This is a genomic window from Pseudomonas sp. FFPRI_1 (assembly GCF_055384485.1).
In genome coordinates this window covers 1920936-1945966 of record NZ_AP029168.1, presented here as the reverse complement: position 1 = coordinate 1945966, position 25031 = coordinate 1920936, and the positions used below count along the sequence as shown (strand labels likewise).

Here is a 25031-nt window from a genome sequence, read left to right as displayed (position 1 = left end):
CCCTGCACAAACGAGATGGGTTGTCCAACAGTGGCCGGCTGCTTCCGGCCACCCTTAAGAAAGATCATCAAGGAACGAGACAAGCAGGTACCCGTCATCAGTCAGCACCCGGTACGCCAGGCATCAGCCAGGTGCACCGGGGAACTGTCCTTCCTCAGATCAGTGGGTACCGGTCATCAGTTGCGGATATCGCCCTCGTTCAGGCCGACCGCTGGCACTTGCGCCGCCAGCTCTTCCGCCCTGTTGTAGCGCATGTCGCCGTAGTTGACCCCGACCAGGCCACCGTAGGTCTGGGCGTTGCGCGCAACGAAGTTGATCTTGCCGGAGGCCGAAGAGTTACGCAGATCGCCCGTGTTCAAGCCGACCAGTCCGCCCAGGAGGGCAGAGACGCCGCCGCTCACCTGGCCATCGGCCAGGGAGTTGGTGATGAACGAATTGTTCTGACCGACCAGGCCGCCAACCGCACTCCGATCACCGCCCACTACGTCGCCTTTGGCCGATGCGCTATTGATGCGGTGATCGACAAGGTCGCCATTGGTACCCACCAGGCCGCCGACGAAGCTGGTGACGCCGCCGCGGACGTCACCGCTGGCTTCGGCCGAACTCAGGTCACCGTCGTTGTAACCCACCAACCCGCCGACGTTGCTGATGTTGCCGCCGCTGGCATTGCCACGAGCCACGACATATTCGGTGTTACCGCCAAAGTTGTGTCCGATCAGGCCACCGACATTGCTGTTGGTACCACCTGTCACATTGCCGGTCGCTTCCGCCGTGTGGATCTGGCTGTCCTCGTTCTTGCCCACCAGACCGCCAATGTTGGTGCCGGTGGAGTCAGTCACCGTGCCAGTGGCCTTGACGTTCTTCAGCTCGCTGTTCTGGTTGAAGCCCACCAGGCCACCTGCGGCCAGGGACGTTACCCCGGTAACCGAACCACTGGCGCTGGAGTCGATGATGGTGCCATTTTTGTTGGTCCCCACCAGACCACCGATACGGCTGGCGGCATAACCCGAGACATTGACCGAAGAACTGGCGTTCTCAATCAGGCCGCCTTGGTTGTAGCCCACCAGGCCACCCAGGTTCGGGTCGATGTATGGTGGGCGAACAGGTGGGTTAACGGGTGGACGGAAACCCGTTCCGATCGTACCGGCACTCGAAGAACCCTTGATTTCCCCGCCCTTGTTGATCCCCACCAGGCCGCCCATGCCACCCACCTCACTGAGCTGTACGGTGCCCAACACCTGCACGTTGGTGGAGCTATTGGTAATGCTCCCCACACCGGCGCGGCCAACATTGTTTTCGCCGACCAGGCCGCCCATGGCCAAGGTGTTGTTGTTACCGGTCACCGTACCGGTCACCGATCCACGGTTGATGCTGCCGCCGGCGTTGACGCCGACCAGGCCACCGACGGTGTTGGTCTGATTGCTGTTGGCGTTCACGACCAGGTTGGTGCCACTGACGTTTTCGATGCGGCCGGTGTTCTCGCCCACCAAGCCACCGATTTTTCCGAAGCCGGAGTTGGAGGTAGTACCGTTGATTCTCATCGACGCCAGCTTGAGGTTGCTGATACTGCCGGACGATCGGCCGAACAGACCACCGTAAGGCCCATCGGTATTGACGGTGAAACCACTGATGGTATTGCCCAGGCCCTCGAAGATGCCGTTGAACTGCCTGTTGCCACCAATGGTCTTGATGATGCCGGTGCCCTTGATGTCATTGCCCAGCACATACAGGCCACCGAGGTTGGTGCCGATCGCCTGCAACTGCGCGGAGTTCTGGATCACTGTGTACAGGTCATCATTGACGTCGAACGAAGCGCCGCTGCCGGACAGGGTGACCTGGCCGCGATCGCCCAGGACATAGCTGTTGCCGTAGACCAGGCCGAGGCTGCTGTTGGCACCGGTCAGCGCTACCGCACCATTGAGCTTGATGTCCCGATCGGCCTGGAGCTCGACACGAGCGCCTGTACCGCTGGCCTTCAGGTTTTTATTGAGGTTGATGTCCTGGGCCGAAGCGACGTTCAAGTGATTGCCGCTGCTCCAGTTGATATCACCGTCGATCGAAACGTCGCCGGACTTGCTGCTCAACTCGACGTTGGTGGAAGCCAGGTTAAACGACAGGGTATCGGCATACACGTTGTTGCTGCCGGGGGTGGAGGTTGGGCTGACATTGATATCGGTGGAACTGATCTTCCAGGTACCGGCCTTGCCATTGGTGGCCAAGGTGTTGACCCGGGCGGCCAGTTGCACCTTGGTGTCGGCGCCCTTGGTCTCCACGACACCGCCATCACCGATCGAAGTCAGTGCATTGGCGCTCATCGAGCCACCGACGTTGACCACGCCGACATCACCGCCGTCCAGGGTGATCTTGCCGGCCTTGCGCGACAGAGTGTTGGCTTCGATGGCGCCCTGGTTGTTGACCACGGTCTGCAGCATCGAGCCGGCACTGCGTGCGGTCATCAACACCTGCCCGCCATCGGCCTTGAGCAGGCCGCCGTTGCTGACCAGCGCATTGATCGCCGCGGCATCGACTTTCAGGTCCAGCAGGTTGTTGCTGTCGAAGCTGACGGTGAACTCATCGCCGCCACCCAGGGCCACACGGCCCTTTTGCGCCTTGATGTCGCCTTCGTTGCGCACGGTCTTGCCGAGCAGGGCCACGCTGCCACCATCGGTGGTAGTAATCACGCCGTTGTTGACGATTTCAGCTTGTGAGGTCCCGGCAAACTTGTAGTTGCCGGCCTTGAAGTTGTCATCGCTGATGTTCTTGGTCGAGACCACCAGGCCACCGACGTTGACCTGAGCGTTGTTGCCGAATACCACGCCGTTGGGGTTGATCAGGAACACCCGGCCGTTGGCATTGATCTGCCCCTGGATGTTACTGCCGTTGACGCCGATCACCCGGTTCAGGGCGACCGAGGTCTTGGTCGGCTGGCTGAAGGTCACCGTCTGGCCGCGGTTCACGCTGAAGTCGTTCCAGTTGGTGATCAGCTTGTCGGAGTGCTGGTTGATCGACATCTGCTTGCCATTCTCGAACGTCAGGATGTCTGCCTGTCCGGAGACTATGGTTCCTCCAGTCGGCAGCGCGAAGGCCATAGGCAATGCGCCTATGCCCAGCAACCCGGCAACCATCACCACCAGGCCTTTGCGGGTTCCTGAACGCCGACGGCGCCGCGCCCCTTCGTCGGCCACACTCCAGCAACCCTGAGCCTGGTTCCATACCAATGCATAAACCTTATTCACGTTGACTCCTTATTTTACTGATTAACGCCTTGCAACTTTTGCAGGGCGGCACTACATCCGAAGCGCACATGCGCCTTCAGAAATACTGAGTCGCGCTTGCCCAGATCCTCGGCGTACGCTCGGGACCACTGCCTTCCTGGTTGTTGTCCAGGGCCCAGGCACTGGTCACGCTGATCTGTTGCGAAGGACCGCTCCAACTGGCACCCACACCGGCGCCCGAAAGCTGGCGGCGGTTCTCATCGTGAATCCAGGGGCGTTTGTTGATCTGCACCGCGCCGTGATCGACAAACGCCTTGAGCTGCCAACGCGGGGCCAGGAGAAAGCGCAGTTCCAGGCTCGCTTGCCAGCCCTGGTCGCCACTGCTGGTGCCTTGGGGATAGGCGCGCACATCGAAGGGGCCGCCGATGCCGAATTTTTCCGAGCTGTCCAGGTTGGTCGAAGACCATTGGCCGTTGAACTGGCCGTAGAGCTGAAAGCGCGGGCTCAGGTACTGCAGGCGCGCGGCATTCAGGTTGAGCTTCTGAAAGCCACCGTTGGTGCCGGCCGTGAAGTGGTCGCGCCACTGGTCCATCGGGTCGTCGATGCTCAACCGGCCACTGCCGTAGGTGAGGTAGAAGAAGTTCTGCCCGCCGCCGAGCACGCTGTCCTGGGAGTTGCCGTTGAGGCTCAGGCTCCAGAGCTCCACATGCTTCTGGCTGCTGATTTCGAACAGGTCGATGTCGTCCCGCAGCCGCTTGTCCTCGTACTGCAATTGGGCGCTGAGATCGAAGGTGCGGCTGCGGATCAGCGGTTGAGTGATGAAGACACTGCCGATGCTGGCCTGGCCGTTGGCCTCCAGCAGCTCGAAGTCCCGGCCCAACTCGTACTTCATCCGCGAATAGGCCACGCCCAGGCTGGTGGACCAGGGGCCTAGCGGGAGTTTGTAGGCGGCGCGGTAGTAGCGCTGATCCTCATCGCTGCCCAGCACCCGCAGGTTGAGCTGGTCACCCAGACGCAAGGGATTGTTGAGGTTGAGGCTGCCCCCCAGGCGGTATTCGCCGGTGTAGTAGCCGCCGAAGTTGTCGGCTTCCAGGGTGCCGCTGGCCCAGGGCCCGGGCTGCGCATTGACCAGCAGGTCGGTGGTGCCCCGCTGCTCACCGGCACTCAGGGTGCCCTTGACCCGAACCCCGGGAAGGTCGCTCAACAGCAGCAGGCTGCGCTCAAGATCGTCACTGCGCACTGCGGTATCGCTTTGCAGCGACGACAGGGGGCCGCTGATCACCGAGTTCAGAGCCCGGGACTGGTTGTTCACTTGAATACGGCCGTAACGGCCCTCCATGACCTCGATACGCACCACGCCGTCCTCGATGTCCTGGGCCGGCAGGAAGGCCCGGGCCAGCATGTAACCCTGGTTCTGGTAATAGGTGGTCAGACGCTCGGCAGCCGCGCGCAGCTGGTTCAGATCCAGCTCCTGACCCTTGAGGTCCGCCAGCTCGGCCTGCAGCGTTTCGTTGCTGAACACCTGATTGCCGACGATCACGAAATCGTTGACCTGCAGACGGATGCCGGAGGTATCCGGAGCCTGGGCAGGGGCGCTCGGCGGCTTCGCCGGCAGGTCCAGTTCCGGCGCCGGAGGCTCCGGCAAGGCCGGTTGCGTGGCCTCGAGGTCACGCATCGCCTGCCCGGCGTTGGGCAACGCGGCAGCCGCCACCCCGGGCAGCATCAGCAGCAAGCTCAGGCAGCCCCAGGGCAAACACTGCCGGGGCCGTTCAAGACACCTCGCAAGCGGGTTGCTCAATGACTTGCCCAAGGCAACTTCAGTCTTGTATTCGCGCACTTCCACTCAGCGTCTCCCCGCTGTCTGTTGCCACTTGGTAATGAACTACCGTCTGATCCGGGACCTTCCCTTGCACCTCGGCCAGAGGAAGATCCGTCGAGCCAAAGGGCTCCACCGTGATCCCCTGCCAGGTGTTCGCTCGCGCTCCGCTACCCAGGGTCAACTGGGCGAAGGACACGTAGTACGGTGTCGGGTTGCTGGCTCGCAGCGTCGTTGCAGGCGCACTTGCGCCGCCCAGGCTCCAACGCAGCCGCCCCACGGCCTCGGCTGCCGTGCCCGCCAGGCCCTGGGGGCGATACAGCAGCTTCATGCGCATGCGATAGGCCATCCGCAGGACGTTGCTGCCCACTGGCGCCAGGGACGGCACTTCAAGAAAGTTGATCCAGAACACCGACTCGCGATCGGCCGGCACAGGCTCGCCGCTGTAACGCACCACCAGCGCCGATCGCTGTCGCGGTTCAAGCCGGGACAGGGGCGGCGAGAGCACGAAGGGCACGACCAGGTCACTGGGGTTGGCCTCGGCATCCCCCTTGTCCAGCCAGGCCTGCAACAGAATCGGCGCCGGGCCGACGTTGCCGACCCGGATGGTCAAGGCTGACTGCCCGGCCGGATAGATGAACCGGGAGCCGGTAATCGACAGATCAGCCAGGGCCCAGGTACTGAACAGGGCCAACCAGCCCGCCAGCAGCCAGCGCCCGGCGCCTACCGGGCCCGGGGCCTCACGTCCTCCAGGCCCCATCATGTTTGCTCCTGCGGGCCTGGGCCCGCATCCACGGCAGGCACGGCGCGGCAAGGTTGTTCGAGCAAGTCGTAGCCGGTGGACGACGCGGACTCGCGCGCTGGCAACTGGTAGTCGATCAGGCATCGCTGATCGGGCTCGCTGCCCCACTCCACTCGGATCGTCCCCTGCTCCCGTTCGGCCCGCAGCACCAGGCGGCTGCCCTGACCCACCGCCCCCAGTTCCGCACCGCTCTGCACATCGATGGCGATGGCGGCAAACGGCAGCGCCTGGCCATTGGGCTGACGGCTGTCGATCAGGAACGCCCGGGCCTTGCGAGTCGGGTAGGAAAGCATCACCACCGAGCCCGCCACGGGTGCCACGTGGCGTGAACTGACCTGCAACTCGACATCGTCGGCGATGGTGCCGGGATCGATATCCACGGTGTTCAATTGGTAGGGGCTCAAGCTGGGCACCACCGCATAACCTCGCCCATCCACCCGGGCCCCGGAGTTGCCTACCCTGGCTCCCTGGGCATTGGGGGCGTGCACCAGGCCCATGGTTTCGCTCAAGGGCTGGGAAAAGGTCACGCCCCCGGAATGCACAATCATGCCGCCGGACGCCCCCAGGGACTCCTGGCGATAGTCACTGCCCTGGGAAAAACTCGAGCTCAAGGAAACTTCAGGCAGGAAGTAATTGAGGCTGGCGTTGGTGGAGGTCTCTCGTTGCCGTTGATCACGGGAGGCAGACACGGCATAGGTGAGGTCGCCCTGCTGGTCCAGCAGCCCGGAAATGCCAGTGGTGTAGTGCGCACCGGAACTGCGGTCATGACTGGCGTAGGCATTGATCATGGTCCCGCGACGCCTTTCATTGCCCAGGGGAATCGTCAGGCTGAGGCTGAAAAAGGTGTCATCCGAGCCCTGGTTGCGCGCCGTTCCGCCAGAGGAAGCGCGCATGCGCTGGGCCATCAAGGAATAGCTGTTACCCCGCCACTGATTGCTGTAGCCCAGGGCAAAGTTGAGCCGCTGCCCCTCGCGATTCCAGTACTTGAGGGAGGAGCCGGTGACATACACCTGGCCGCCATCATCACCCAGTTGCTGGTTGACGTTGATATCCAGGCGGTCTCGCAACCGGGCAAAGGACTCGGCGCGGTTGCCTCGATCGACATAGTCCTGCAGGGCAATGGCATCGCTCAGGCCCAGGTAGCCGCTGGTGGAGTAGCGATACGCCAACAATGAAAAATGAGTCCCGCTGTTGGGCAGGTTCTTGCTATAGGACAGGCGCACACTCGAGCCCTGGATGTTGCCGCCCTGGGGGATCTCGGTTCTGGCCTGAGTCAGGTCCAGGCCAAAACCGCCCAGGGAGGTATTCAGCGCACTGCCGATCAGGGCCGACATGTAGCTGCCGGTCAATGCCGTGCCGGCGTAAGCGGTGATCTGGTTATCCAGCCCATGGTGCAACGTGCCCTGGGCCACATACTGGCCGTTGCCGCCGCGCTCGGGGCTGGTCACCTGGCCTGCCGTCAGGCTGTAGCGCGAGGTTCCCGGGCGCAGCAGTTGCACAGTGGTGGCAAAGGGCACGGTAAAACGGCTGACCTGCCCATTGGCTTCGGTGACGGTCACGTCCAGGTCACCGCCAAAGCTTGCAGCCTGCAGATCGGAAATCTCGAACGGCCCCGGAGCGACGGTGGTTTCGTGGATCAGGTATCCACGCTGATACACCGACACCTTGGCGTTGGTGTTGGCCGTGCCTCGGACCTGCGGTGCATAGCTGCGCTGGGTATCGGGCAGCATGCGCGAGTCACTGAACAACTGGACGCCGCGAAACGACACCGAGTCGAACAGATCGGTATCGGTGACGCTCTCCCCCACCAGCAGCTGCGAACGCCAGTCCGGCAGGTCGGTCTGGGCGTAGATGTAGCCACGCTGATAGTCACTGCCAGTGGTTGGCGACCAGGTCACGGTACCGCTATGGCGCAAACGCAGGGCACCGATGTTCAGGCCCATGTTGAGCCCGGCATAACCATTGGTCTGGGTGACCCCGTTGCTTTGAGAGCTGAACAGGTTGGTGTTGTAGTTGAGCACCGCGGCAGAAATCCCTTGATTCCAACTTGCCGGATCAACGAAGTTCTTCGACATTTCCTGCTGCAGGAAGAACTGCGGTACGGACCACTCGATCTTCTGTTCTGCAATGTCGATGCGGGTGGTCACTCCCTGGATGTAACTGCCCAGGTCACCACAGAATTGCCCTTCGCCCTGCAGTGGATGGGAACCCCCCGCCTTCAACGCTGCATCTGCCTTGCTCAAGTCGATACCCAACTGCTGCAACAGTGAACGGTCGAAGCAGGGCTGACTGTTCTGGGCGTCAGCGCCGGCACGGAATTCAATTTCCTCCATCGCCCGCCACTGCCCGCTCACCAACAGATCCAGCAAGTACTTTCCCGGCGCGACATAGCCCAATTGTTCAAAGCGTGAAGTGTCGATGGGCATCCCTTTGCCTTGAAACAGCATCTGGCTGTCGAACACCATGGGCTGGCCGGACTGATTGCCCTGGATCTCTGGCTGATCGGGTGCCGAGGACTCTTCGTTGGCTGCCAAGCCTGTTGAACTGCCCATCAGCACAGCCGCCAGACACAGCGTTCGAACATCCGCAGCAGAATCTCGACTACACCAAATACCAAGGCGCGCAAAGACATCACGCCTATGACATTGAACGTTCAACATGCCGCGCTCCTATAGAGCTCAATGACACTGAGATACAAGCGAAGTTGAAATAGGAAGCCGGCTAGAGCAGCGGTGTGTTAATTAATCTGCGACCACCGAAATCGTTGATCACTTCATAGCGAATCGATGCCTTTTTCGGCTCTTTCGGAGCGCTGGCTGGCCAAGGGAAAACTTCATCGGAGAACGGCGCGACCATGCCCGGTTTCAGGGCTACGTGGCGTCCTTCAAGATCAACTTCCATGCGACCAAAAGACACGTAATAAGGTGTTGGATTGGTCACCTTGACCACAGGAGCGTCCGATTGTGTGGAGGCTTCTTTCAATTGAGTGCCGCGCTTGAACTCCCAGCGGAGTTTTTCAGCAGCGGTATGTGAGGAGCCCGCCAGGTTATCGGGGCGAAAGAAAATCTTGATACGCGATCTAAATGAAAACTGCAGTACGTTGTCCTTGTTTTCTTCACGCGGTGGCATTTCCAGCACATTCAACCAGAACAAAGTCTCGCGATCCTTTGCCAACGGCGCTTTCAAGTATGAAATACGTAACACCGCCGAGCCTTCCGGCTCCAGGCGACTAACAGCCGGTGCCAACAGGAAAGGAACTTTTATTTCTTCCGGATACTTACTGGCATCCCCGTCGTCAACCCAGCTTTGCGCCAACAGAGGCACGGTCCCCGGATTGGATATCTTCAACGTAACCTCACGAGCCTCAGCCGGGTAGACCAGACGAGTACCCTGCAGGATTATTCCGGCCTGAGCCGCCCCCGAGAACAACCCCAAGAGCATGGCACCGATAACGAGAGAATTTAAAAAACGCGCTACCGGCGCCATAACCAACTCCTTGGTAACTAACGTTTTTTACTGGTAAGCCAGGGTGTAACGGATATGAGAAATACCCGAACCCGCCGTAACAGTACCGGTGGAGACATAAGCAGCCTTGTACTTCAGAGTGCCGGTCTTACCAGTAATGGTTGCGACTTGAGGGGTTGACTCGCCTTGTCCCAGTTGGATTTTGACCGGTGGTTGGACGTGGTCGTTATAGATCTGGATCTGCACGCCCGACGCCGACGCAGCGCCACCAGTCAGCTTCAGGTTGCCGGAAGCTGGATCGACGTTACCCACCTGATCGAACTCGATAGAGACCTTGGAACCGTCTTTGCAGTTGTCTCCCGAGAGCACCAGTTGGAACGGTTCTAGTGGGGAAGTTTTCCCAGCAGCTCCGTCGAATACTGATGGTTGGATAGTACCGAGATTGACGTTGGTTACGTTATTCAATCCAGGCGTCGACCCGTTAATGTTGCAAGACACATCAGTAATACTGCCACTGAAGTTGATGACACCATCATTAGCCTGGGCCATAGCCGGAATCAATGCTGCAAGCATCAGCCCGGAAGTTGCCACAGAGAACAGAGACTTACGTTTCATCTGATTTCCTTTTCCAAATGTCCCACAGAGGAAAAAACATATATCCCGCCACTTGGAAGAAACTAAAAGCTCCAACCGTGTAACAGAACAAAGCACTCACCCCCAATTAGAAGCTCACAAACGCTGCTGACTTGCAGTCCCGCAATCATCTTTAATTAAAAGAGATGCATTGGCTCGACAGCAGGCAATCACTCTATAGAAGAGCTTATTGATTCAGAACAAGACTGGATTGGTTAAGACCGCCTGAATCATCCGAGAAAACAAAAGGAAATTTCCTACGGCCAATAAAGAAACACTTATCAAGAACAAACAGCGTCTATGACTAACGATATAAACTCACGAAAGCCTCGCCCAATACCCGACAACAACATGGAATTATCTGCCGCTCTCAATAAGCATGCGCTGACTCAAAGGCGGCAAGGCACCGGTGCGCCTGCTCTGCAGGGACAGACAACATTCGTGATCGCGGGCGCACGAAAACCTGCCACCCGGGGGGCGCCGCCATATGTCCCCCCACAAAAAAGCCCCGGGAATGGCCGATTCCCGGGGCTTTTTTGTGGAGTGCTGCGAAACAGAGCTTTCCCTCCGCATGGTCATGGCTCGTCAACATTTGGCCAGGCACAGGGGACGCTGTGCCCTGGGTCGTCGCCACCGGCTTGAGGTGGCGTATCGATCAGTGTGCTGCACAGCGCAGGGCACACAGCAGGCCGGTTTCAGAACTTGGTCTGCAGCCCCATCCGCAGCGTACGTCCGGGTGCGGGCATGAAGCTCTGCGCCAAGGGGTCCAGGTAATAGCGATCGGTGAGGTTTTGCAGCGAAAGGTTGAACTGGGTGTGCTCCTGCAATTTGTAGTTGAGGAACAGGTCCACCAGCGCCACTTCGCGATAGTTCACCTGCGGCGTGGTAGCACCGGTCTGCCAGGGCTTGTCGACGGTGACAGTGGGACCGGAGGTGTAGGTGATACGTGTACCGAGGGTCAGGCTCTGGTCGAAAAAGCGCAGGCCCGTGGTCAGGTTTCCGGCAAACCGCGGCGGGTTCTGGGTGTTGGTGTAAGAGCCCATGAAACTGCCCGGGGTGCAGTCCGGAGTGCCGCTCAAGTCCTTGTACGGATTGCTGGCAGCCCTCAGCGTCGCGGCAAACGCTGCGTCACAGGTTTCGGTCTTCAGGTAGTAGGTGGACGACAAGTCGGCAAACATCCGTCCGGCGTCATAACGGGTTTGCAGCTCCAGGCCGCTGGTCTTGTAGCTGTCGGTGTTGCTGAAGCGCATCAGGCCCCACAGGCCCGGGGTCGGGTCGTAGTAGCGGGTGATGTAGTTCTTGATGGTGTTGTTGAAGTAGGCCACCTTGAGCGCCGCGGTGTCGTTATCCAGCAGCAGGCCCTTTTGCAGGGTGCTGGCACCGATTTCCCAGTTGCTCGAACGCTCGGGCTTCAAACCCTTGCCCGGGGTGGTCTGCTGCACACCGTGGCCGGTTTCGAACAGCGAGGGCATGCGAAAGCCCCGGGTGTAGGAGGCGTAGAGGAAGGTGTCGGGCAATACCTCGAGATTGATGCCGAAGGCCGGGGCAAAAGCGCCTCCGCTGTTGCTCTCCTTGCCGGAATAGTCAAAGCCGGTGACCACCCTGCCGAATTGCGGAGAGTCAACGTCGGTACTGGTCGCGCCGTATTGGTCGTAGGGCGTGCCCTCGAACGGGTAGTTGGTGTTGGTGAAGACAATACCGTTGTTCAACCGAGGGTCGGTGGCGTCGGTGTACAGCCCGTTCTGGTCCGGAAACCACATCAGGTATCCATAGTCCCCCGGCTTCGACACTGTCACGTAGCGGTGTTCTCGCTCCTCTCGCCGCGCCGTTGCGTGGGCCACCTGGTCCTTGCTGCGAAAGTGGGTATACCGGCCGCCGCCCCATAGCGTCAGGCTGTCCACCGGCTGGTATTCCAGCTTGCCGTTGAAGCTGAACTCCTGCCGCGAGCCCTCCCGCAGGCTGCGGTTGGCGTTGATGTCGTCCTGGGTGGTGACCACTCCTTTTTGCGGGCGCAACTCCTCCAACTGGAAGGAGCCGCCCAGGTCCAGCTTCAAGTCGCCGTAATCGGTCTCGAACCGCGAGGTATTGGCCAGGCCGCCCCCGGTGCGGCGGTTGGCCTGTCGGCTCCAGGAGCGGTCCGTGCGGTAGGCCTGGGAGGCCGGTGCCGACCAGGCGGACAGCTGGCTGGTTTGTGCATCGGTCAGCCACAGGTCGGCGGTCAGGTCCACCAGCGGGTTGCCCGCCGGCAAGTAGTTGTAGCGTGCGGTGTAGGTATCGATCTTGGTGTGGCCCAGGGGGTACTGATAGATGCCTCCGGTGCCGAAACGGAAGATGTCCGAGGGCATGATCTCGCCGATACGTCCGTCATAACGGCGATAGCCCAAGTCGAAGGTGTGGCCGTCCGCCGGACGCAGGGTGGTCTTGAGCAAGAACGAGTCGGTCTCCGACGACGAGTTCAACACCTCCTCACCGGCGTTGTAGGTGGTGGCCACACTGGTCTCTTCATCGCCCCAACGGTCATAGGTGCGGTAGCGGTCCTGGCCCTTCTTGCCGGAAAAGTAGTTGCCCTGGTTGCGGTGGGCATAGGCTGCCACCACGTCGAACAGCTCATGGGAATAGGCAAACGCGGCACTGCCGGCCTCCGCCTCCGAGCCAAACAGGCCGCCACGGCTCTGGTGCGGTTCGGAGTACAGGTCCTCGGTCCTGGAGTGCGGGTCACGCGAGGCGGGTGCGACCCCGTTGTTCCACAGATCGCCCTTCAAGCGCAGGCCAATGTTCTGACCATCCTTCAGGATGTCCTCGACACCGATGGTGCGCATCTTCACCGTGCCGCCAATGGCACTGGAGGTCAGGCTTGGGCCCTTGTCGATGACGATGTCGCTGATCATGTCCGGATCGACGTAGCTGCGTTGCTGAGTGCCCGCATAACCGCGATACACATCCAGCGCCTGCTGCGAACCATCCACCGTCACCGCCACCCGGCTCTGGCCCTGGATACCGCGGATGTTGACGTCCAGGCCCCCGCCATTACGGCTGTCACCCACCTGGACCCCGGGCTGGCCTTTCAATACGTCGCCGACCGAGACCACGCCAAAGCGCTGCATGTCTTCGCCGGAGATGTACACCGACGAGCGCGGCGCCCGATATACGTCTTCCTGCTCGAGGTTTTCGCCCTTGACCTTCTGGATTGGCAAAGCCACCGCTTCCAGCCCCTGGCGCAACAGATAGCTGCCGTCTGCCTGGCGCTGAAAGGTCAGCCCGGTTCCCAGCAGCAGCCGCGCCAGACCGGCTTCCGGGCTGAAGTCGCCATGCAGTCCCTGGCTGCTCTTGCCCGCCGTGAGGCTTGCATTGCCCGCCATGCTGATTCCGGCCAGGACGCCAAAACGCGACAGCGTCTGGTCCAGCGGTCCGGCATCGATGCTGAAGTGCTGCGCGGCCGCAGCGGCGAACACCGGCAGACCGCACAGAGGCTGCAGACTCAGGAAAATCAGGCCAAGGGTGCGGGCGCGCAAGGCGCGGGCAGGGTCAATCATGCAAGGCTCCTAGAGGTCGAGGCCCGTCTCTTGCGGCGGGCTGTTCCTGTAGGCCAATCGAGTGTTGAAAAACTATCGCGCACAGAAGAAAAAAATTTCAGGCCGGCACCACAGTCACCCAGTAACGGGTTCGCCGCTCGATACGCACGGGTAGCGTACGGGCCACCAAGGCCAGGGCGGCATCGGTATCGTCCAACTGGAAGCTGCCCGTCAGGCGCAACGCAGCGACCTGCTCACTGCAATGCAGAACGCCGGGGCGATAGCGTGACAGCTCGGCGAGCAAGGCATCCAGGCGCATGCGCTCCGCAGGCAGGATGCCGCGCAGCCAGGCCTGGGCCATGAACCGGTCGACACGGCTTGCCTGACCGATACCTCGCCCATCCACCCGGACCTGCCAACCGGCCTCCAGCGGCAAGGAGGCCTGGCCGTATCGTGAATGCAGTTGCACCAGCCCCTCCAGTACCGTGACCCGGGTACCCTGCCGATCATGGCGCAGCAGCAGATGAGCACCACGACTGTGCAACACCGCATCAGCAGTGAGCACCTGCAGCCCCCTGGACTCGGTTGCAGCCTCCAGGGCCAGTTCCCCCTCGACCAACTGCAGGTTGCGCGAGTCCGCGGTCAGATCCAGGTTCACCGCACTGGCGGTGTTCAGCCACAGCGAGCTGCCATCGGCCAGGGTCCACTGGCGACGCTCGCCGGTACCGGTACGGTAGGTCGCCAGGGCCGAACGCACGAAGGCGGAGCCAGCGCCCTGCCAGGAAATACCCCCCAGCAGGCCGAGAGCGCACAGGCACTTGAGCACATGGCGACGACGCTGCTGATTCGGCCCGGCAGCCTCCAGCGCCCTGCGGGCCGTCGCGTCGGCCAGCAGGTGGGCGCCGGGCTGCTGCAACAGCGGCAAGCTGAGCACCCGTTGCCAGGCCTGTTCGTTGGTGGCACTCGCCTGGCGCCAGGTCTGCAGCGCCTGGTGATCGGCTGCACTCATGATTCCCGACTGCAAGCGCACCATCCAGTCGATGGCCGCGTCCCGCACCCGTGGGTCGACAGCGGCGCTGTTCATTCAAAACGGCTTGCGTAGCAGACGCTGAAGGCCTTGCCCATCGCCCGCTGCACCTGGGCCACGCTCAAGTTCAGTTGCGCAGCGATCTGCGGATAGGTCAAACCATCGAGCTGGGACAGGAAGAAAATCTGCCGCACCTGCACCGAAAGCCCCACCAGCAGCGAGTCGAGCTGCAACAGGGTTTCGATCATCAAGTGCCGCTCTTCCGGCGAGGGCTCCACGGCCTCGGACCGCGCGGCCAGCGCTTCGAGATAGGCCCGCTCGATTTCCTGGCGCCGCCAGCGGTTGATCAGCAAGCCATTGGCAATGGTGGCGAGGAACGCCATGGGCTGGCGCAACTCCCGTACATCCTGGTTGGAGCGCAACACGCGGATAAAAGTGTCGTGAGCCAAATCCTCGGCATCGGCACTGTGCCCGAGCCGCCGATGCAACCAGCCCCGCAGCCAGCCGTGATGATTCGCATACAACTGTTCGACGGGCGAGACGAGGCTGTCTTGATACATAGTGGATTCAACTAATGAGAATGATTGCTTTTCGCATATTACTAGCGGTGTCCGGGGCTTGTACAGCGTTACCCACGCCCCGGTTCATCGTTGCAGCGAAACCCAAGGCACTCGCCTGAAGCGCGCCCGAGCGGTAGCGGGCGCAGGTTCTGAAGGCCACGGCACATCGGGCCCGGCATGCAAGTGACCGGGAGGTGGAGAAATCGAGGAAGGGGCGACACTGGAAATCTGCGTACGGACATTGCGTGCGTCGCAAAACAAAAAACCCCTGAAACCAGAGGTTTCAGGGGTTTTCATAGGTATGGCGGAGAGATAGGGATTCGAACCCTAGGTACCGGTGAAGGTACAACGGATTTCGAATCCGTCCCATTCGGCCACTCTGGCATCTCTCCAACGGCGCGCATCATAACAGCACATTGACTTGAAGCGAAGCCCCAAAGCGAAATTTTTCCGTGCTATCAGATGCTTGCGTCGATTACAGCGGTACGCCGAGGCGCTGGGCAACTTCTTCGTAGGCTTCGATCACATCACCGAGGCCCTGACGGAAGCGGTCCTTGTCCATCTTCTTCATGGTGGCCTTGTCCCACAGACGGCAGCCGTCCGGGCTGAACTCGTCGCCCAGGACGATGGAGCCGTCGCTGAACACGCCAAATTCAAGCTTGAAGTCCACCAGCAGCAGGCCGGCGTCGTCGAACAGCTGGCTCAGGACTTCGTTGACCTTGAGCGACAGTTCTTTCATCCGCACCAGTTGCTCGGCAGTGCCCCAGCCGAATGCCACGACGTGGGATTCGTTGATGAACGGGTCGCCCTTGGCGTCGTCCTTGAGGAACAGTTCGAAGGTGTAGGGGTTGAGCTTCATGCCCTCTTCCACACCCAGGCGCTTGACCAGGCTGCCGGCTGCGTAGTTGCGCACCACGCACTCCACTGGAATCATGTCGAGCTTCTTCACCAGGCACTCGTTGTCGCCCAGCAGCTTGTCGAACTGAGTCGGCACGCCGGCAGCTTCGAGCTTCTGCATGATGAAGGCGTTGAACTTGTTGTTCACCATGCCCTTGCGATCGAGCTGTTCGATGCGCTTGCCGTCGAACGCCGAAGTGTCGTTGCGAAACAGCAGGATCAAGCGGTCAGCGTCGTCGGTCTTGTAAACCGACTTGGCTTTGCCGCGGTAGAGTTCTTCACGTTTTTCCATGATGGGCTCCGCTTGCTAAGTAGATGGGCTAGGCGATGTGGCGCCAGTCGAGCCCTGAATCTTGATCGGCCAGTTGCAGCCAGTCCGGGTCGCACCCGAGGGTGTCGACAAAACATTGCCGGGCCAGCTGCGGCAGGTTGTTCTTGCTGCTCAGATGAGCCAGGACCAGATGCTGCAGGTCCTGCCATCCCAATTCGGCCACCAGGCGCGCGGCCTGGTGGTTGTTCAAATGTCCTTCGTCGCCGCCTACCCGCTGCTTGAGAAAGTACGGGTAATAACCACGGGCCAGCAGGTCCCGGCAATGGTTGGCCTCGATCATCAGGGCATCCAGCCCGCGATAACCTTCCAGCACGCCTGCACAATAGGAGCCAAGGTCGGTCAACAGGCCGAAACGCCGCTGGCCGTCACTGAAAACGAACTGCGTCGGTTCCTGGGCATCATGAGCCACGGCAATCACGTCGATGCGCAAGGCACCGACCTGCAACGACTCGCCACCCCTGACGAATCCCGCCACCTCCACCGGCTTGCGCATCCCGCGCAAAGTGCCCTGGCTGAGGTAGACCGGTAGATTGTAGCGCCGAGACAGCAAACCCACGCCATGCACGTGGTCGGCATGTTCGTGAGTCACCAGGATGGCGCTCAACTGCGCGGGATCGACTCCCAGGCGCAGCAGGCGCCGCTCGGTTTCCCGCAGGGAGAAACCACAATCCACCAGGATGCAGGTGTCAGCACTGGCGATCAGCGTGCCATTCCCTTGGCTACCACTGCCGAGAACGGCAAAACGCATTCGATCAGCCCAGGTTGTCCTGAATCACGCCCAACACTTTGCGCGCTACCTCGGCAGGCGCGACGGTGTTGATGTTCTTCTCGACGGTGACCTGTACGTTCTCACCCACCTTGCTCAGGCGCACCTGATAGCGCTCGGCACGGGCTTCGATCTCTTCCTTGGCCGGCTTGCTGCCGAACAACTTGCCGAAGAAGCCTGGCTCGTCGTTCTTCTTCTCGGCTTTTTCCGCCAGGTTGATGTAGTACAGGCCCAGGCTGCGGTTGATGTCCTCAACCCGCCATTCGCCCTGCTCCAGGGCACGGCCCACGCTGGACCAGGCACGATCAAGGTCGGCGCCCAGGTTCAGCACCGGGTTGCCGCTGCCGTCTTCGCTGAGGCTGACCCGGCTCGGGGTGTCGAAATCACGCGCTGCCAGCAGCGACACCGAACCGCCCTTCTCGGAGATACGGCTCATGCTCGCCAGCATGTCGTCCACCAGCGATGCGTCCAGGCCGACGTTGACCGAACGGTTGGTGAAGTCCACATCCGCGGTGCTGCCGGCAGGACGCTCGGCGCTGACCACGTAGATTTCACTGGTATTGCGCTGCACACCCGGCTCGATGCGTACCCGCACGCGGGTTTCGCTGTCGGCCGCAACACCGGCACTGCTCAGGCGCCTGGCCACCGCTGTGGAAAGCTCATCGGAACGCTGCCAGGTGGTGGTGAACTCACCGGTTTGCGGACGCTGCTGATCCAGGTGGAAGCCGTTGTCCTGGAAGAACTGTACCGCCACAGGCCAGACTTCCGCTGGCGGACGCTGGGCCATGATCCAGCGGGAATCGCCACTCTTCTGCAGGCTGTAGTCGCTGGCATCGGCAATCGCCGACAGCGGCTGCGGACGAGGCACTTCGTACTCGCCCTTGACGCTGTCGTCGGCCACGTTGCGCGGAATCGGCAGCAGGGGGTCCAGACGCTTGGCGGTCTGTACATCCGGCGGCAGTTGCATGGGTGCTGTTTGTTGCGCTTGCAGATAATCGCTACCCCGGTCACGGAAGTAGCCTTCCGGGCCCCAGATCCAACCGCAGCCACTGGTGCTGGAGATAATCAAGGCAAGTGCGGAAAGTCCGGCCATTCGCTTCATGCGTTGTACTTCCTCAATTAAACCAAGACGCCGGACTGGCGCATGGCCTGCCGCAGCGGTTCGTGACAGGCGGCACTGAGCCAGGTGAGCGGCAGACGGATACCGTCCGGCATCAAACCCATTTCATGCAGGGCCCATTTCACGGGAATAGGGTTGGATTCGATGAACAAGGTCTTGTTCAGCGGCATCAGGCTTTCGTGGATCTCCCGAGCCTTGGCGGCGTCGCCGGCCATGGCCGCGGCGCACATCTGGCTCATGGCCCGCGGTGCGACGTTGGCGGTGACCGAGATATTGCCCTTGCCGCCCAGCAGGATCAGCTCGACTGCGGTGGCGTCATCGCCGGAATACACCAGGAAATCGCTGGGCACGCCGGCCAGGATGGCCTTGGCGCGGGCCAGGTCGCCAGTGGCTTCCTTGATCCCGATGATGTTCTTCACACTGGACAGGCGGATCACGGTCTCGGCCTGCATGTCGCAAGCGGTGCGGCCCGGAACGTTGTAGAGGATCTGCGGAATGTCCACGGCCTCGGCAATGGCGCGGAAATGCTGGTACAGGCCTTCCTGGGTCGGCTTGTTGTAGTACGGCGTCACCAGCAGGCAGGCATCGGCGCCGGCGATCTTCGCATTGGTGGTCAGTTCGATCGCTTCACGCGTCGAGTTGGCGCCGGTACCGGCAATCACCGGAATGCGCCCTGCAACCTGGGTCACCACCCGACGAATCACTTCGATGTGTTCGTTGACATCCAGGGTCGCCGACTCACCTGTGGTGCCGACCGCCACGATGGCGTTGGTGCCCTCTTGCAGGTGGAAGTCCACCAGTTTGCTCAGGCTGTCCCAGTCGAGATTTCCCTGTGCATCCATGGGTGTGACCAGTGCCACCATACTGCCCGCAATCATGCAACCGCTCCTGCCGGAAAAAGAGAGCGGTAATGGTACTGGCGCCAAGTTCCTTGCACAAGCAAAGTCCCGCGCCGTGAGCATTCCCCTGAGCGATGGTTTTCGCTACCCTTCAGGCTTTGATCGCTACTGATAAGCGTGTGAACCGGGTTATTGCCTGCCTGTTGGATCTCCAAAGCCCCATTCCTGCGTCGCCAGCCTGTGCTCCGGAAGTTTCGGCGCCTGTCGCCGGCTTGCGGTTCAAGGCCATGGAGAGATGATCGACGCGCATACCCGGCTCTGGCTTGTGAAAAGTAACGACCGCTCATCGCTTTAGGAATGCTGCATGTCCACCCCCACAGTTCGCGAACAATTCCTTGTCATCAGTGCCCTCGGCGCCAACCCCATGGAGCTGACCAACGTCCTGTGCCGCGCCAGCCATGAAAACCGCTGTGCCGTGGTGACCTCGCGCCTGACTCGGCATGGCGAGTGCAGCGCCCTGGTCCTGGAGATTTCCGGCAGTTGGGACGCCCTGGCACGCCTGGAAGGCAGCCTGCCGTCCCTGGCCAAGAAGCACGGGTTCACGGTCAACGTGGTCCGCAGTGCCGCCCTGGAGAGCCGTCCCCAGGCCCTGCCCTATGTTGCCTACGTCAGCGCCGCCTATCGCTCGGATATCGTCAATGAGCTGTGCCAGTTCTTCATCGACCATCAGGTCGAGCTGGAAAACCTCACCTGCGATACCTATCAGGCACCACAAACCGGCGGCACCATGCTCAACGCCACCTTCACCGTGACCCTGCCCGCCGGCACCCAGATCAGCTGGCTGCGCGACCAGTTCCTGGACTTTGCCGACGCCATGAACCTCGATGCGCTGATCGAACCCTGGCGCCCACAGAACCCTATGTAAGGAAGCCCCATGGCCGTTGCTATCGATCAACCTATTGCCGATTTCCAGGCGCCTGCCACCAGCGGGAAGACCGTCAGCCTGTCCGACCTCAAGGGCAAGCAAGTGGTGATCTACTTCTACCCCAAGGACAGCACCCCGGGCTGCACCACCGAAGGCCAGGGTTTTCGTGACCAGTACGCGGCCTTCCAGGCTGCCAACACCGAGATCTTCGGCGTTTCCCGCGACAGCCTGAAGTCCCACGAGAACTTCAAGTGCAAGCAGGAATTCCCCTTCGAGCTGATCAGCGACAAGGACGAAGCCGTCTGCCAGCTGTTCGACGTGATCAAGCTGAAGAAGCTCTACGGCAAGGAATACCTGGGTGTGGACCGCAGCACCTTCCTGATCGACAAGGACGGTGTACTGCGCCAGGAATGGCGTGGAGTGAAGGTTCCGGGCCACGTCGACGCCGTACTGGCCGCAGCCCAGGCCCTGAACAAGGCCTGAAATGACCGGGGCGGCTGAAAGCCGCCCCGCGTATCTAGAGTAGAGGTGCCACCACCGGGTCCTTCCTGGGCCAGGCATCCAGCACCGCCTTGAACAGGGTAGCCAGGGGAATCGCAAAGAATATCCCCCAGAAGCCCCACAGCCCGCCAAACAGCAGCACCGCACAGATGATCGCCACCGGGTGCAGGTTCACCGCACCGGAGAACAACAACGGCACCAGCACGTTGCCATCCAGGGTCTGGATGATCCCATAGACCGCCATCAGGTAGATGAACTGGTCGCTCCAACCCCACTGGAACAGAGCAATCAGCGCCACCGGCACCGTCACCACTACCGCGCCGACATAGGGCACCACCACCGAAATCCCCACCAGCAACGCCAGCAAGGCCGCGTAGTTCAAGCCCAGGGCAACGAAGGCGATGTAGGTGACTCCACCACAGATGACGATCTCGATGACCTTGCCGCGGATGTAATTGGCGATCTGCCGGTTCATCTCATGGGCGACCCGAGTAATCAGCGTACGCTCGCGTGGCAGATAGCCGATGACCCAGCGGCTGATCATGGCTCGGTCCTTGAGGAAGAAGAACACCAGGATCGGTACCAGCACCAGGTAGATCATGATGTTCACCAGCAACGGCAGGCTGGAGAGGGAGAAGGTCAGAGCCCATTGCCCGAACTTGCCGATTTCGCCGCGAGCCACTTCGATGGCCTGCAAGACCTGCTCGTCGGACACCAGGTGCGGATAGCGCTCGGGCAACAGCAGCAGCAACGATTGCCATTTGGCGAGCATGCCCGGCAATTCGTTGAACAGCGTGATCAACTGATGCCAGAGCAACGGCACCACCACCAGGATGAACACCAGCAACAGCCCCATGAACAGGGCAAACACCAGCCCTACCGCCGCCCCTCCGGGCAGGCGCAGGCGCTCCAGGCTGACCACCAGCCCCTGCATCAGGTAAGCCAGAACCATGCCCGCGAGCACCGGAGCGAGCATGCCGCCCAAGGTCAGTACGGCGGTGAAGGCCAGGAACAGCAAGACCGCCAGCACCACCGCCTCCTCATCCGAGAAGTAACGTTGTATCCAGTCGCGTAGCACTTTGAACATCAATGATCCTTAAGATGGGGAGCCAGCAGGGCTGCCGATGTCAGGCCTTTTTCAACCAGTAACGATAAACCCCGGCCTCGTCCTCTTCACGCAGCAGGGTATGACCGGCCAACCGGGCGAAAGTGCGAAAGTCGCGCTGGGAACCGGCATCGGTGGCAGTGACCTTGAGTACCGCGCCACTGGCCAGGCGATTGAGTTCCATCTTGGCCTTGAGCAGCGGCAGCGGGCAGTTCAGGCCGCTGGCGTCCAGCTCGGCATCATGGGCGACAACATCGGTCATTGGGTGACTCCGATCATCAATTCAAGGCGTCTAGAATACCCTGCAAGCCAGGACCGCCGGCAATAAAGAAGCTCGGCACCAGAGCACTGCTGCGCCCTGCCGAAGCCACAATCAGGTAGACGCCGGAATTTACCCAAAAGCACTTTTTATCCTTAGAGTTTTCACTGGCTTTATCTGGTCCCCGGCCAGGTGTCCAGCTACAGTAGAGCCTTTGTCGATTAAGGCTATGTGCATGAATTTATTGCGCCCGACCCTGCTGACGCTCGCTTGCCTGCTCGCCTCACCGGGCTTCGCCGACGACTTGCCGTCACTCGGTGATGCCAGTTCAGCCATCGTCTCTCCTCAACAGGAATACCAACTGGGCCGTGCCTGGCTGGCGCTGCTGCGCAGCCAGGTCTCGCAGCTCAATGACCCGCAACTCAAGGACTACGTCGAAACCAGCGTCTACAAACTGGTGGAGACCAGCCAGGTCAATGACCGGCGCCTGGAGTTCATCCTGATCAACAGTCCGCAACTCAACGCCTTCGCGGCCCCGGGTGGGATCATCGGGGTCAACGGCGGGCTGTTCCTCAATGCCCAGACTGAGGGCGAATATGCCTCGGTACTGGCCCACGAACTGGCGCACTTATCCCAGCGCCACTTTGCTCGCGGTGTCGAAGCCCAGCAGCGGATGCAGGTGCCCATGATGGCAGCACTGCTGGCCGGGATCGTGATCGCTGCTGCCGGCGCCGGCGATGCAGGCATCGCCACCATTGCCGGCACCCAGGCGGCGGCCATCCAGGAACAGCGGCGCTTCTCCCGCCAGAACGAGCAGGAAGCCGACCGCATCGGCATCCTCAACCTGGAGAAAGCCGGCTACGATCCGCGTTCGATGCCCACCATGTTCGAACGTTTGGGACGCCAATACCGCTTCGATGCCAAGCCACCGGAATTCCTCCTGACTCACCCGGTTACCGAGTCACGGATCGCCGACACCCGCAACCGTGCGGAGCAGGCCAAGATTGGCGGCATCGAAGACAGCCTGCGCTATCAACTGATCCGCGCTCGTGTGCAACTGACCTACGAAGATTCTCCAGGCCTGGCCGCCAAGCGCTTTCGCGCGCAGCTCGATGAAAATCCGAAGAACGACATTGCCCGCTACGGCCTGGCCATCGCTCAGATCAAGGGCAGCCAATGGAACGAGGCCCGAGAGAACCTCAAGCCTCTACTGGCCAAATCCCCCAACGAGATCACCTACAACCTGGCCCAGATCGAACTGGACATGGCCAACAGCCGCCTGCCGGACGCTCAAACCCGAGTCGACAGGATGCTCAGCCTGTACCCGGCCAACTACCCCTTGAATCAGATCCGGGTTGACCTGCTGCTCAAGCAGAACCGCCCGGCAGATGCGGAAAAGGCCCTGGAAGGCCTGCTGAAAAGTCGCCCCGATGATCCGGACGTCTGGTACCTGGTAGCAGAAACCCGCGGCCTGTCGGGCAACATCATCGGCCTGCATCAGGCTCGCGCCGAATACTTCGCCCTGGTGGGCGACTACCGCCAGGCGATCCAGCAACTGGACTTCGCCAAGCGGCGGGCCGGCAGCAACTTCCCCCTGTCGTCTCGGATCGATGCTCGCCAGCGCGAGATGATGGATCAGGAGCAGATGGTCAAGGACATGATGCGGTGAAGTGATGTCGAGCCCACAAAAAAGCCCGCCTCTCACGAGGCGGGCTTTTTCATTGGGGCGAACCTTTCGCCTGACGGATTACTCCGCCAGCTTGAAGGTGATGAAGCTGGCTCGGCCCTGACGCAGGACGCGCATGGACACCGAACGGTTCTTCGGCAGCGCCTTGGCGATTTCGGTAAATTCCTTCGCCGAGGTGATCGCCTGGTTGTTCAGGTGGGTGATCACGTCGCCCGGCTGCAAGCCGATCAATGCCGCAGGACCGTCCTGGACTTCCTTGATGACCACGCCGCCCTTGAGGTCGAAAGACTTCTTCTGCTCGTCGGTGAGTTCAACCACAGCCACCCCAAGGCGATTGCTGCTGCGCTCGACGCCGGACTTGGGCAGCATGCTCAGGTCCTTGTCTTCTTCGGGGATCGCACCGACAGTCAGCTCGACATTCTTGTGCTTGCCGTCGCGGATCACTTCCAGGTTGGCCTTGGCACCGGCCTTGAGTGCCCCTACCAGATGCGGCAGGTCTGCCGACATGACGATAGGCTGGCCGTTGAGGCTGAGAATCACGTCCCCCACTTGCAGGCCGCCCTTGGCTGCCGGGCCGTCATCCTGGATCTGCGCCACCAGCGCACCCGCCGGTTTTTCCAGGCCGAAGGATTCAGCCAGGTCCTTGTTGACCTCCTGAATCACCACACCCAGCCAGCCACGGCTGACCTTGCCGCCGGTCTTGAGCTGGTTGGAAACATCCATGGCCACATCGATCGGGATCGCGAAGGACACCCCCATGAAGCCACCGGAACGGGTGTAGATCTGGGAGTTGATCCCCACCACTTCACCTGCCAGGTTGAACAGCGGGCCACCGGAGTTGCCCGGGTTGATCGGCACGTCGGTCTGGATGAACGGCACATAGTTTTCGTTCGGCAGGCTGCGACCGATGGCGCTGACGATACCCTGGGTCACTGTGTGGTCGAAGCCAAACGGCGAACCGATTGCCACCACCCATTGGCCGGCCTTGAGGTCCTGGGACTTGCCCAGTTTCAGCACCGGCAGGTCTTTTCCGTCGATCTTCAACAGCGCCACGTCGGAACGAGGGTCGGTGCCGATCAGCTTGGCCTTCAATTCGCTGCGATCAGCCAGACGCACGAGAATTTCGTCGGCATCGGCAATCACGTGGTTGTTGGTCAGGATGTAGCCATCCGGGGAGATGATGAATCCCGAACCCAAGGATTGCGCTTCACGTTGGCGATCGCCGCGCGGAGAACGCTGCTGTGGCATGCCGCGCTCGAAAAACTCCCGCAACATTGGCGGCAGGCCTTCGAGATCAGGCATCTGCGCCGAATTGGAAACCCGGCGATCAGGCAGTTTCTGGGTGGTACTGATGTTCACCACTGCAGGCGAGGCCTGCTCGACCAGTTGCGTGAAATCAGGCAACTCGGCTGCCTGGGCAGACACGGCCTGACCCAGCACCAGCACGGTGGCAAGAATGGTGAAGTAAGACTTCAAGCGTGGTATCGACATACGGCTCCCGTTACGACGAGCGTGATTAAGCGATATGGAGCAAGGGGCACCACCCAGACAGGGGCAGTACTTTTGCGCCA

19 protein-coding genes and 1 tRNA gene are annotated in these 25031 nt (G+C 61.0%); 3 read left to right on the top strand and 17 right to left on the bottom strand.

Annotated elements, in window-relative coordinates; all coding sequences use genetic code 11:
• Positions 1–176: 176 nt before the first annotated feature.
• The 14 genes from ACZ5BO_RS08820 to dapA all read right to left on the bottom strand — a co-directional run bounded on the left by ACZ5BO_RS08820 (position 177) and on the right by dapA (position 19022).
• On the bottom strand, positions 177–3236 hold the full coding sequence (locus ACZ5BO_RS08820; protein WP_464699277.1) for a two-partner secretion domain-containing protein: 3060 nt from the start codon (positions 3234–3236) through the stop codon (positions 177–179).
• A gap of 76 nt (positions 3237–3312) precedes the next feature.
• On the bottom strand, positions 3313–4938 hold the full coding sequence (locus ACZ5BO_RS08815; RefSeq protein WP_464701212.1) for a ShlB/FhaC/HecB family hemolysin secretion/activation protein: 1626 nt from the start codon (positions 4936–4938) through the stop codon (positions 3313–3315).
• A gap of 94 nt (positions 4939–5032) precedes the next feature.
• Positions 5033–5794 carry a fimbria/pilus periplasmic chaperone gene (locus ACZ5BO_RS08810; RefSeq protein WP_464699275.1) on the bottom strand — a complete coding sequence of 254 codons (762 nt, stop codon included), beginning with the start codon at positions 5792–5794 and terminating at the stop codon, positions 5033–5035.
• A complete protein-coding gene (locus tag ACZ5BO_RS08805) occupies positions 5791–8385 on the bottom strand; it encodes a fimbria/pilus outer membrane usher protein (protein WP_464699273.1) in 2595 nt (864 codons plus the stop codon). The genes ACZ5BO_RS08810 and ACZ5BO_RS08805 overlap by 4 nt, the downstream gene beginning before the upstream one ends.
• 169 nt (positions 8386–8554) lie before the next feature.
• Entirely contained in the window at positions 8555–9319 is a 765-nt protein-coding gene (locus ACZ5BO_RS08800) for a fimbrial biogenesis chaperone (RefSeq protein ID WP_464699271.1), read from the bottom strand.
• A gap of 27 nt (positions 9320–9346) precedes the next feature.
• A complete protein-coding gene (locus ACZ5BO_RS08795) occupies positions 9347–9913 on the bottom strand; it encodes a fimbrial protein (RefSeq protein WP_464699269.1) in 567 nt (188 codons plus the stop codon).
• A 713-nt stretch (positions 9914–10626) separates the two neighbouring features.
• The gene (locus ACZ5BO_RS08790; protein WP_464699267.1) at positions 10627–13464 is read right to left on the bottom strand and encodes a TonB-dependent receptor; all 2838 of its coding nucleotides are present in this window, start codon (positions 13462–13464) and stop codon (positions 10627–10629) included.
• Positions 13465–13561: 97 nt separating this feature from the next.
• A complete protein-coding gene (locus ACZ5BO_RS08785) occupies positions 13562–14527 on the bottom strand; it encodes a FecR domain-containing protein (protein ID WP_464699265.1) in 966 nt (321 codons plus the stop codon).
• On the bottom strand, positions 14524–15030 hold the full coding sequence (locus ACZ5BO_RS08780; RefSeq protein ID WP_025127917.1) for a sigma-70 family RNA polymerase sigma factor: 507 nt from the start codon (positions 15028–15030) through the stop codon (positions 14524–14526). The genes ACZ5BO_RS08785 and ACZ5BO_RS08780 overlap by 4 nt, the downstream gene beginning before the upstream one ends.
• Before the next feature lie 302 nt (positions 15031–15332).
• Positions 15333–15422, bottom strand: a tRNA-Ser gene (locus ACZ5BO_RS08775).
• A gap of 83 nt (positions 15423–15505) precedes the next feature.
• Positions 15506–16219 carry a phosphoribosylaminoimidazolesuccinocarboxamide synthase gene (gene purC / locus ACZ5BO_RS08770; protein WP_025127916.1) on the bottom strand — a complete coding sequence of 238 codons (714 nt, stop codon included), beginning with the start codon at positions 16217–16219 and terminating at the stop codon, positions 15506–15508.
• 28 nt (positions 16220–16247) lie between these two features.
• The gene (locus tag ACZ5BO_RS08765; protein ID WP_025127915.1) at positions 16248–17006 is read right to left on the bottom strand and encodes an MBL fold metallo-hydrolase; all 759 of its coding nucleotides are present in this window, start codon (positions 17004–17006) and stop codon (positions 16248–16250) included.
• A 4-nt stretch (positions 17007–17010) separates the two neighbouring features.
• Positions 17011–18126, bottom strand: a complete 1116-nt coding sequence (bamC, locus tag ACZ5BO_RS08760; protein ID WP_025127914.1) for an outer membrane protein assembly factor BamC — start codon at positions 18124–18126, stop codon at positions 17011–17013.
• A 17-nt stretch (positions 18127–18143) separates the two neighbouring features.
• Complete coding sequence (gene dapA, locus ACZ5BO_RS08755) at positions 18144–19022, bottom strand: 4-hydroxy-tetrahydrodipicolinate synthase (RefSeq protein ID WP_025127913.1); 879 nt, start codon at positions 19020–19022, stop codon at positions 18144–18146.
• A 325-nt stretch (positions 19023–19347) separates the two neighbouring features.
• On the opposite strand from dapA, the gene ACZ5BO_RS08750 reads away from it, so the two are divergent.
• Together ACZ5BO_RS08750 and ACZ5BO_RS08745 are read left to right on the top strand one after the other, a co-directional pair.
• The gene (locus ACZ5BO_RS08750; protein ID WP_025127912.1) at positions 19348–19908 is read left to right on the top strand and encodes a glycine cleavage system transcriptional repressor; all 561 of its coding nucleotides are present in this window, start codon (positions 19348–19350) and stop codon (positions 19906–19908) included.
• Positions 19909–19917: 9 nt separating this feature from the next.
• Positions 19918–20391: a peroxiredoxin gene (locus tag ACZ5BO_RS08745; protein WP_025127911.1), complete on the top strand. Its 474-nt coding sequence runs from the start codon at positions 19918–19920 to the stop codon at positions 20389–20391.
• Positions 20392–20425: 34 nt separating this feature from the next.
• On the opposite strand, the gene ACZ5BO_RS08740 is transcribed toward ACZ5BO_RS08745, so the two are convergent.
• Both ACZ5BO_RS08740 and ACZ5BO_RS08735 read right to left on the bottom strand, forming a co-directional pair.
• A complete protein-coding gene (locus ACZ5BO_RS08740) occupies positions 20426–21496 on the bottom strand; it encodes an AI-2E family transporter (RefSeq protein ID WP_025127910.1) in 1071 nt (356 codons plus the stop codon).
• Positions 21497–21536: 40 nt separating this feature from the next.
• Entirely contained in the window at positions 21537–21776 is a 240-nt protein-coding gene (locus ACZ5BO_RS08735) for a sulfurtransferase TusA family protein (RefSeq protein ID WP_025127909.1), read from the bottom strand.
• Between the two features lie 232 nt (positions 21777–22008).
• Between ACZ5BO_RS08735 and ACZ5BO_RS08730 the strand changes: the two genes are divergently transcribed.
• Positions 22009–23442, top strand: a complete 1434-nt coding sequence (locus ACZ5BO_RS08730) for a M48 family metalloprotease (RefSeq protein WP_025127908.1) — start codon at positions 22009–22011, stop codon at positions 23440–23442.
• Positions 23443–23520: 78 nt separating this feature from the next.
• On the opposite strand, the gene ACZ5BO_RS08725 is transcribed toward ACZ5BO_RS08730, so the two are convergent.
• Complete coding sequence (locus tag ACZ5BO_RS08725) at positions 23521–24951, bottom strand: DegQ family serine endoprotease (RefSeq protein WP_464699262.1); 1431 nt, start codon at positions 24949–24951, stop codon at positions 23521–23523.
• Positions 24952–25031: the final 80 nt, after the last annotated feature.

Coding starts and splice junctions, on each gene's coding strand:
- ACZ5BO_RS08725 (WP_464699262.1), bottom strand. CDS start 24,951: ATGTCGATACCACGCTTGAAGTCTTACTTCACCATTCTTGCCACCGTG.
- ACZ5BO_RS08740 (WP_025127910.1), bottom strand. CDS start 21,496: ATGTTCAAAGTGCTACGCGACTGGATACAACGTTACTTCTCGGATGAG.
- ACZ5BO_RS08745 (WP_025127911.1), top strand. CDS start 19,918: ATGGCCGTTGCTATCGATCAACCTATTGCCGATTTCCAGGCGCCTGCC.
- ACZ5BO_RS08765 (WP_025127915.1), bottom strand. CDS start 17,006: ATGCGTTTTGCCGTTCTCGGCAGTGGTAGCCAAGGGAATGGCACGCTG.
- ACZ5BO_RS08800 (WP_464699271.1), bottom strand. CDS start 9,319: ATGGCGCCGGTAGCGCGTTTTTTAAATTCTCTCGTTATCGGTGCCATG.
- ACZ5BO_RS08780 (WP_025127917.1), bottom strand. CDS start 15,030: ATGTATCAAGACAGCCTCGTCTCGCCCGTCGAACAGTTGTATGCGAAT.
- ACZ5BO_RS08750 (WP_025127912.1), top strand. CDS start 19,348: ATGTCCACCCCCACAGTTCGCGAACAATTCCTTGTCATCAGTGCCCTC.
- purC (WP_025127916.1), bottom strand. CDS start 16,219: ATGGAAAAACGTGAAGAACTCTACCGCGGCAAAGCCAAGTCGGTTTAC.
- ACZ5BO_RS08810 (WP_464699275.1), bottom strand. CDS start 5,794: ATGATGGGGCCTGGAGGACGTGAGGCCCCGGGCCCGGTAGGCGCCGGG.
- ACZ5BO_RS08735 (WP_025127909.1), bottom strand. CDS start 21,776: ATGACCGATGTTGTCGCCCATGATGCCGAGCTGGACGCCAGCGGCCTG.
- ACZ5BO_RS08805 (WP_464699273.1), bottom strand. CDS start 8,385: ATGGGCAGTTCAACAGGCTTGGCAGCCAACGAAGAGTCCTCGGCACCC.
- ACZ5BO_RS08795 (WP_464699269.1), bottom strand. CDS start 9,913: ATGAAACGTAAGTCTCTGTTCTCTGTGGCAACTTCCGGGCTGATGCTT.
- bamC (WP_025127914.1), bottom strand. CDS start 18,126: ATGAAGCGAATGGCCGGACTTTCCGCACTTGCCTTGATTATCTCCAGC.
- ACZ5BO_RS08815 (WP_464701212.1), bottom strand. CDS start 4,938: ATGCTGCCCGGGGTGGCGGCTGCCGCGTTGCCCAACGCCGGGCAGGCG.
- dapA (WP_025127913.1), bottom strand. CDS start 19,022: ATGATTGCGGGCAGTATGGTGGCACTGGTCACACCCATGGATGCACAG.
- ACZ5BO_RS08790 (WP_464699267.1), bottom strand. CDS start 13,464: ATGATTGACCCTGCCCGCGCCTTGCGCGCCCGCACCCTTGGCCTGATT.
- ACZ5BO_RS08785 (WP_464699265.1), bottom strand. CDS start 14,527: ATGAACAGCGCCGCTGTCGACCCACGGGTGCGGGACGCGGCCATCGAC.
- ACZ5BO_RS08730 (WP_025127908.1), top strand. CDS start 22,009: ATGAATTTATTGCGCCCGACCCTGCTGACGCTCGCTTGCCTGCTCGCC.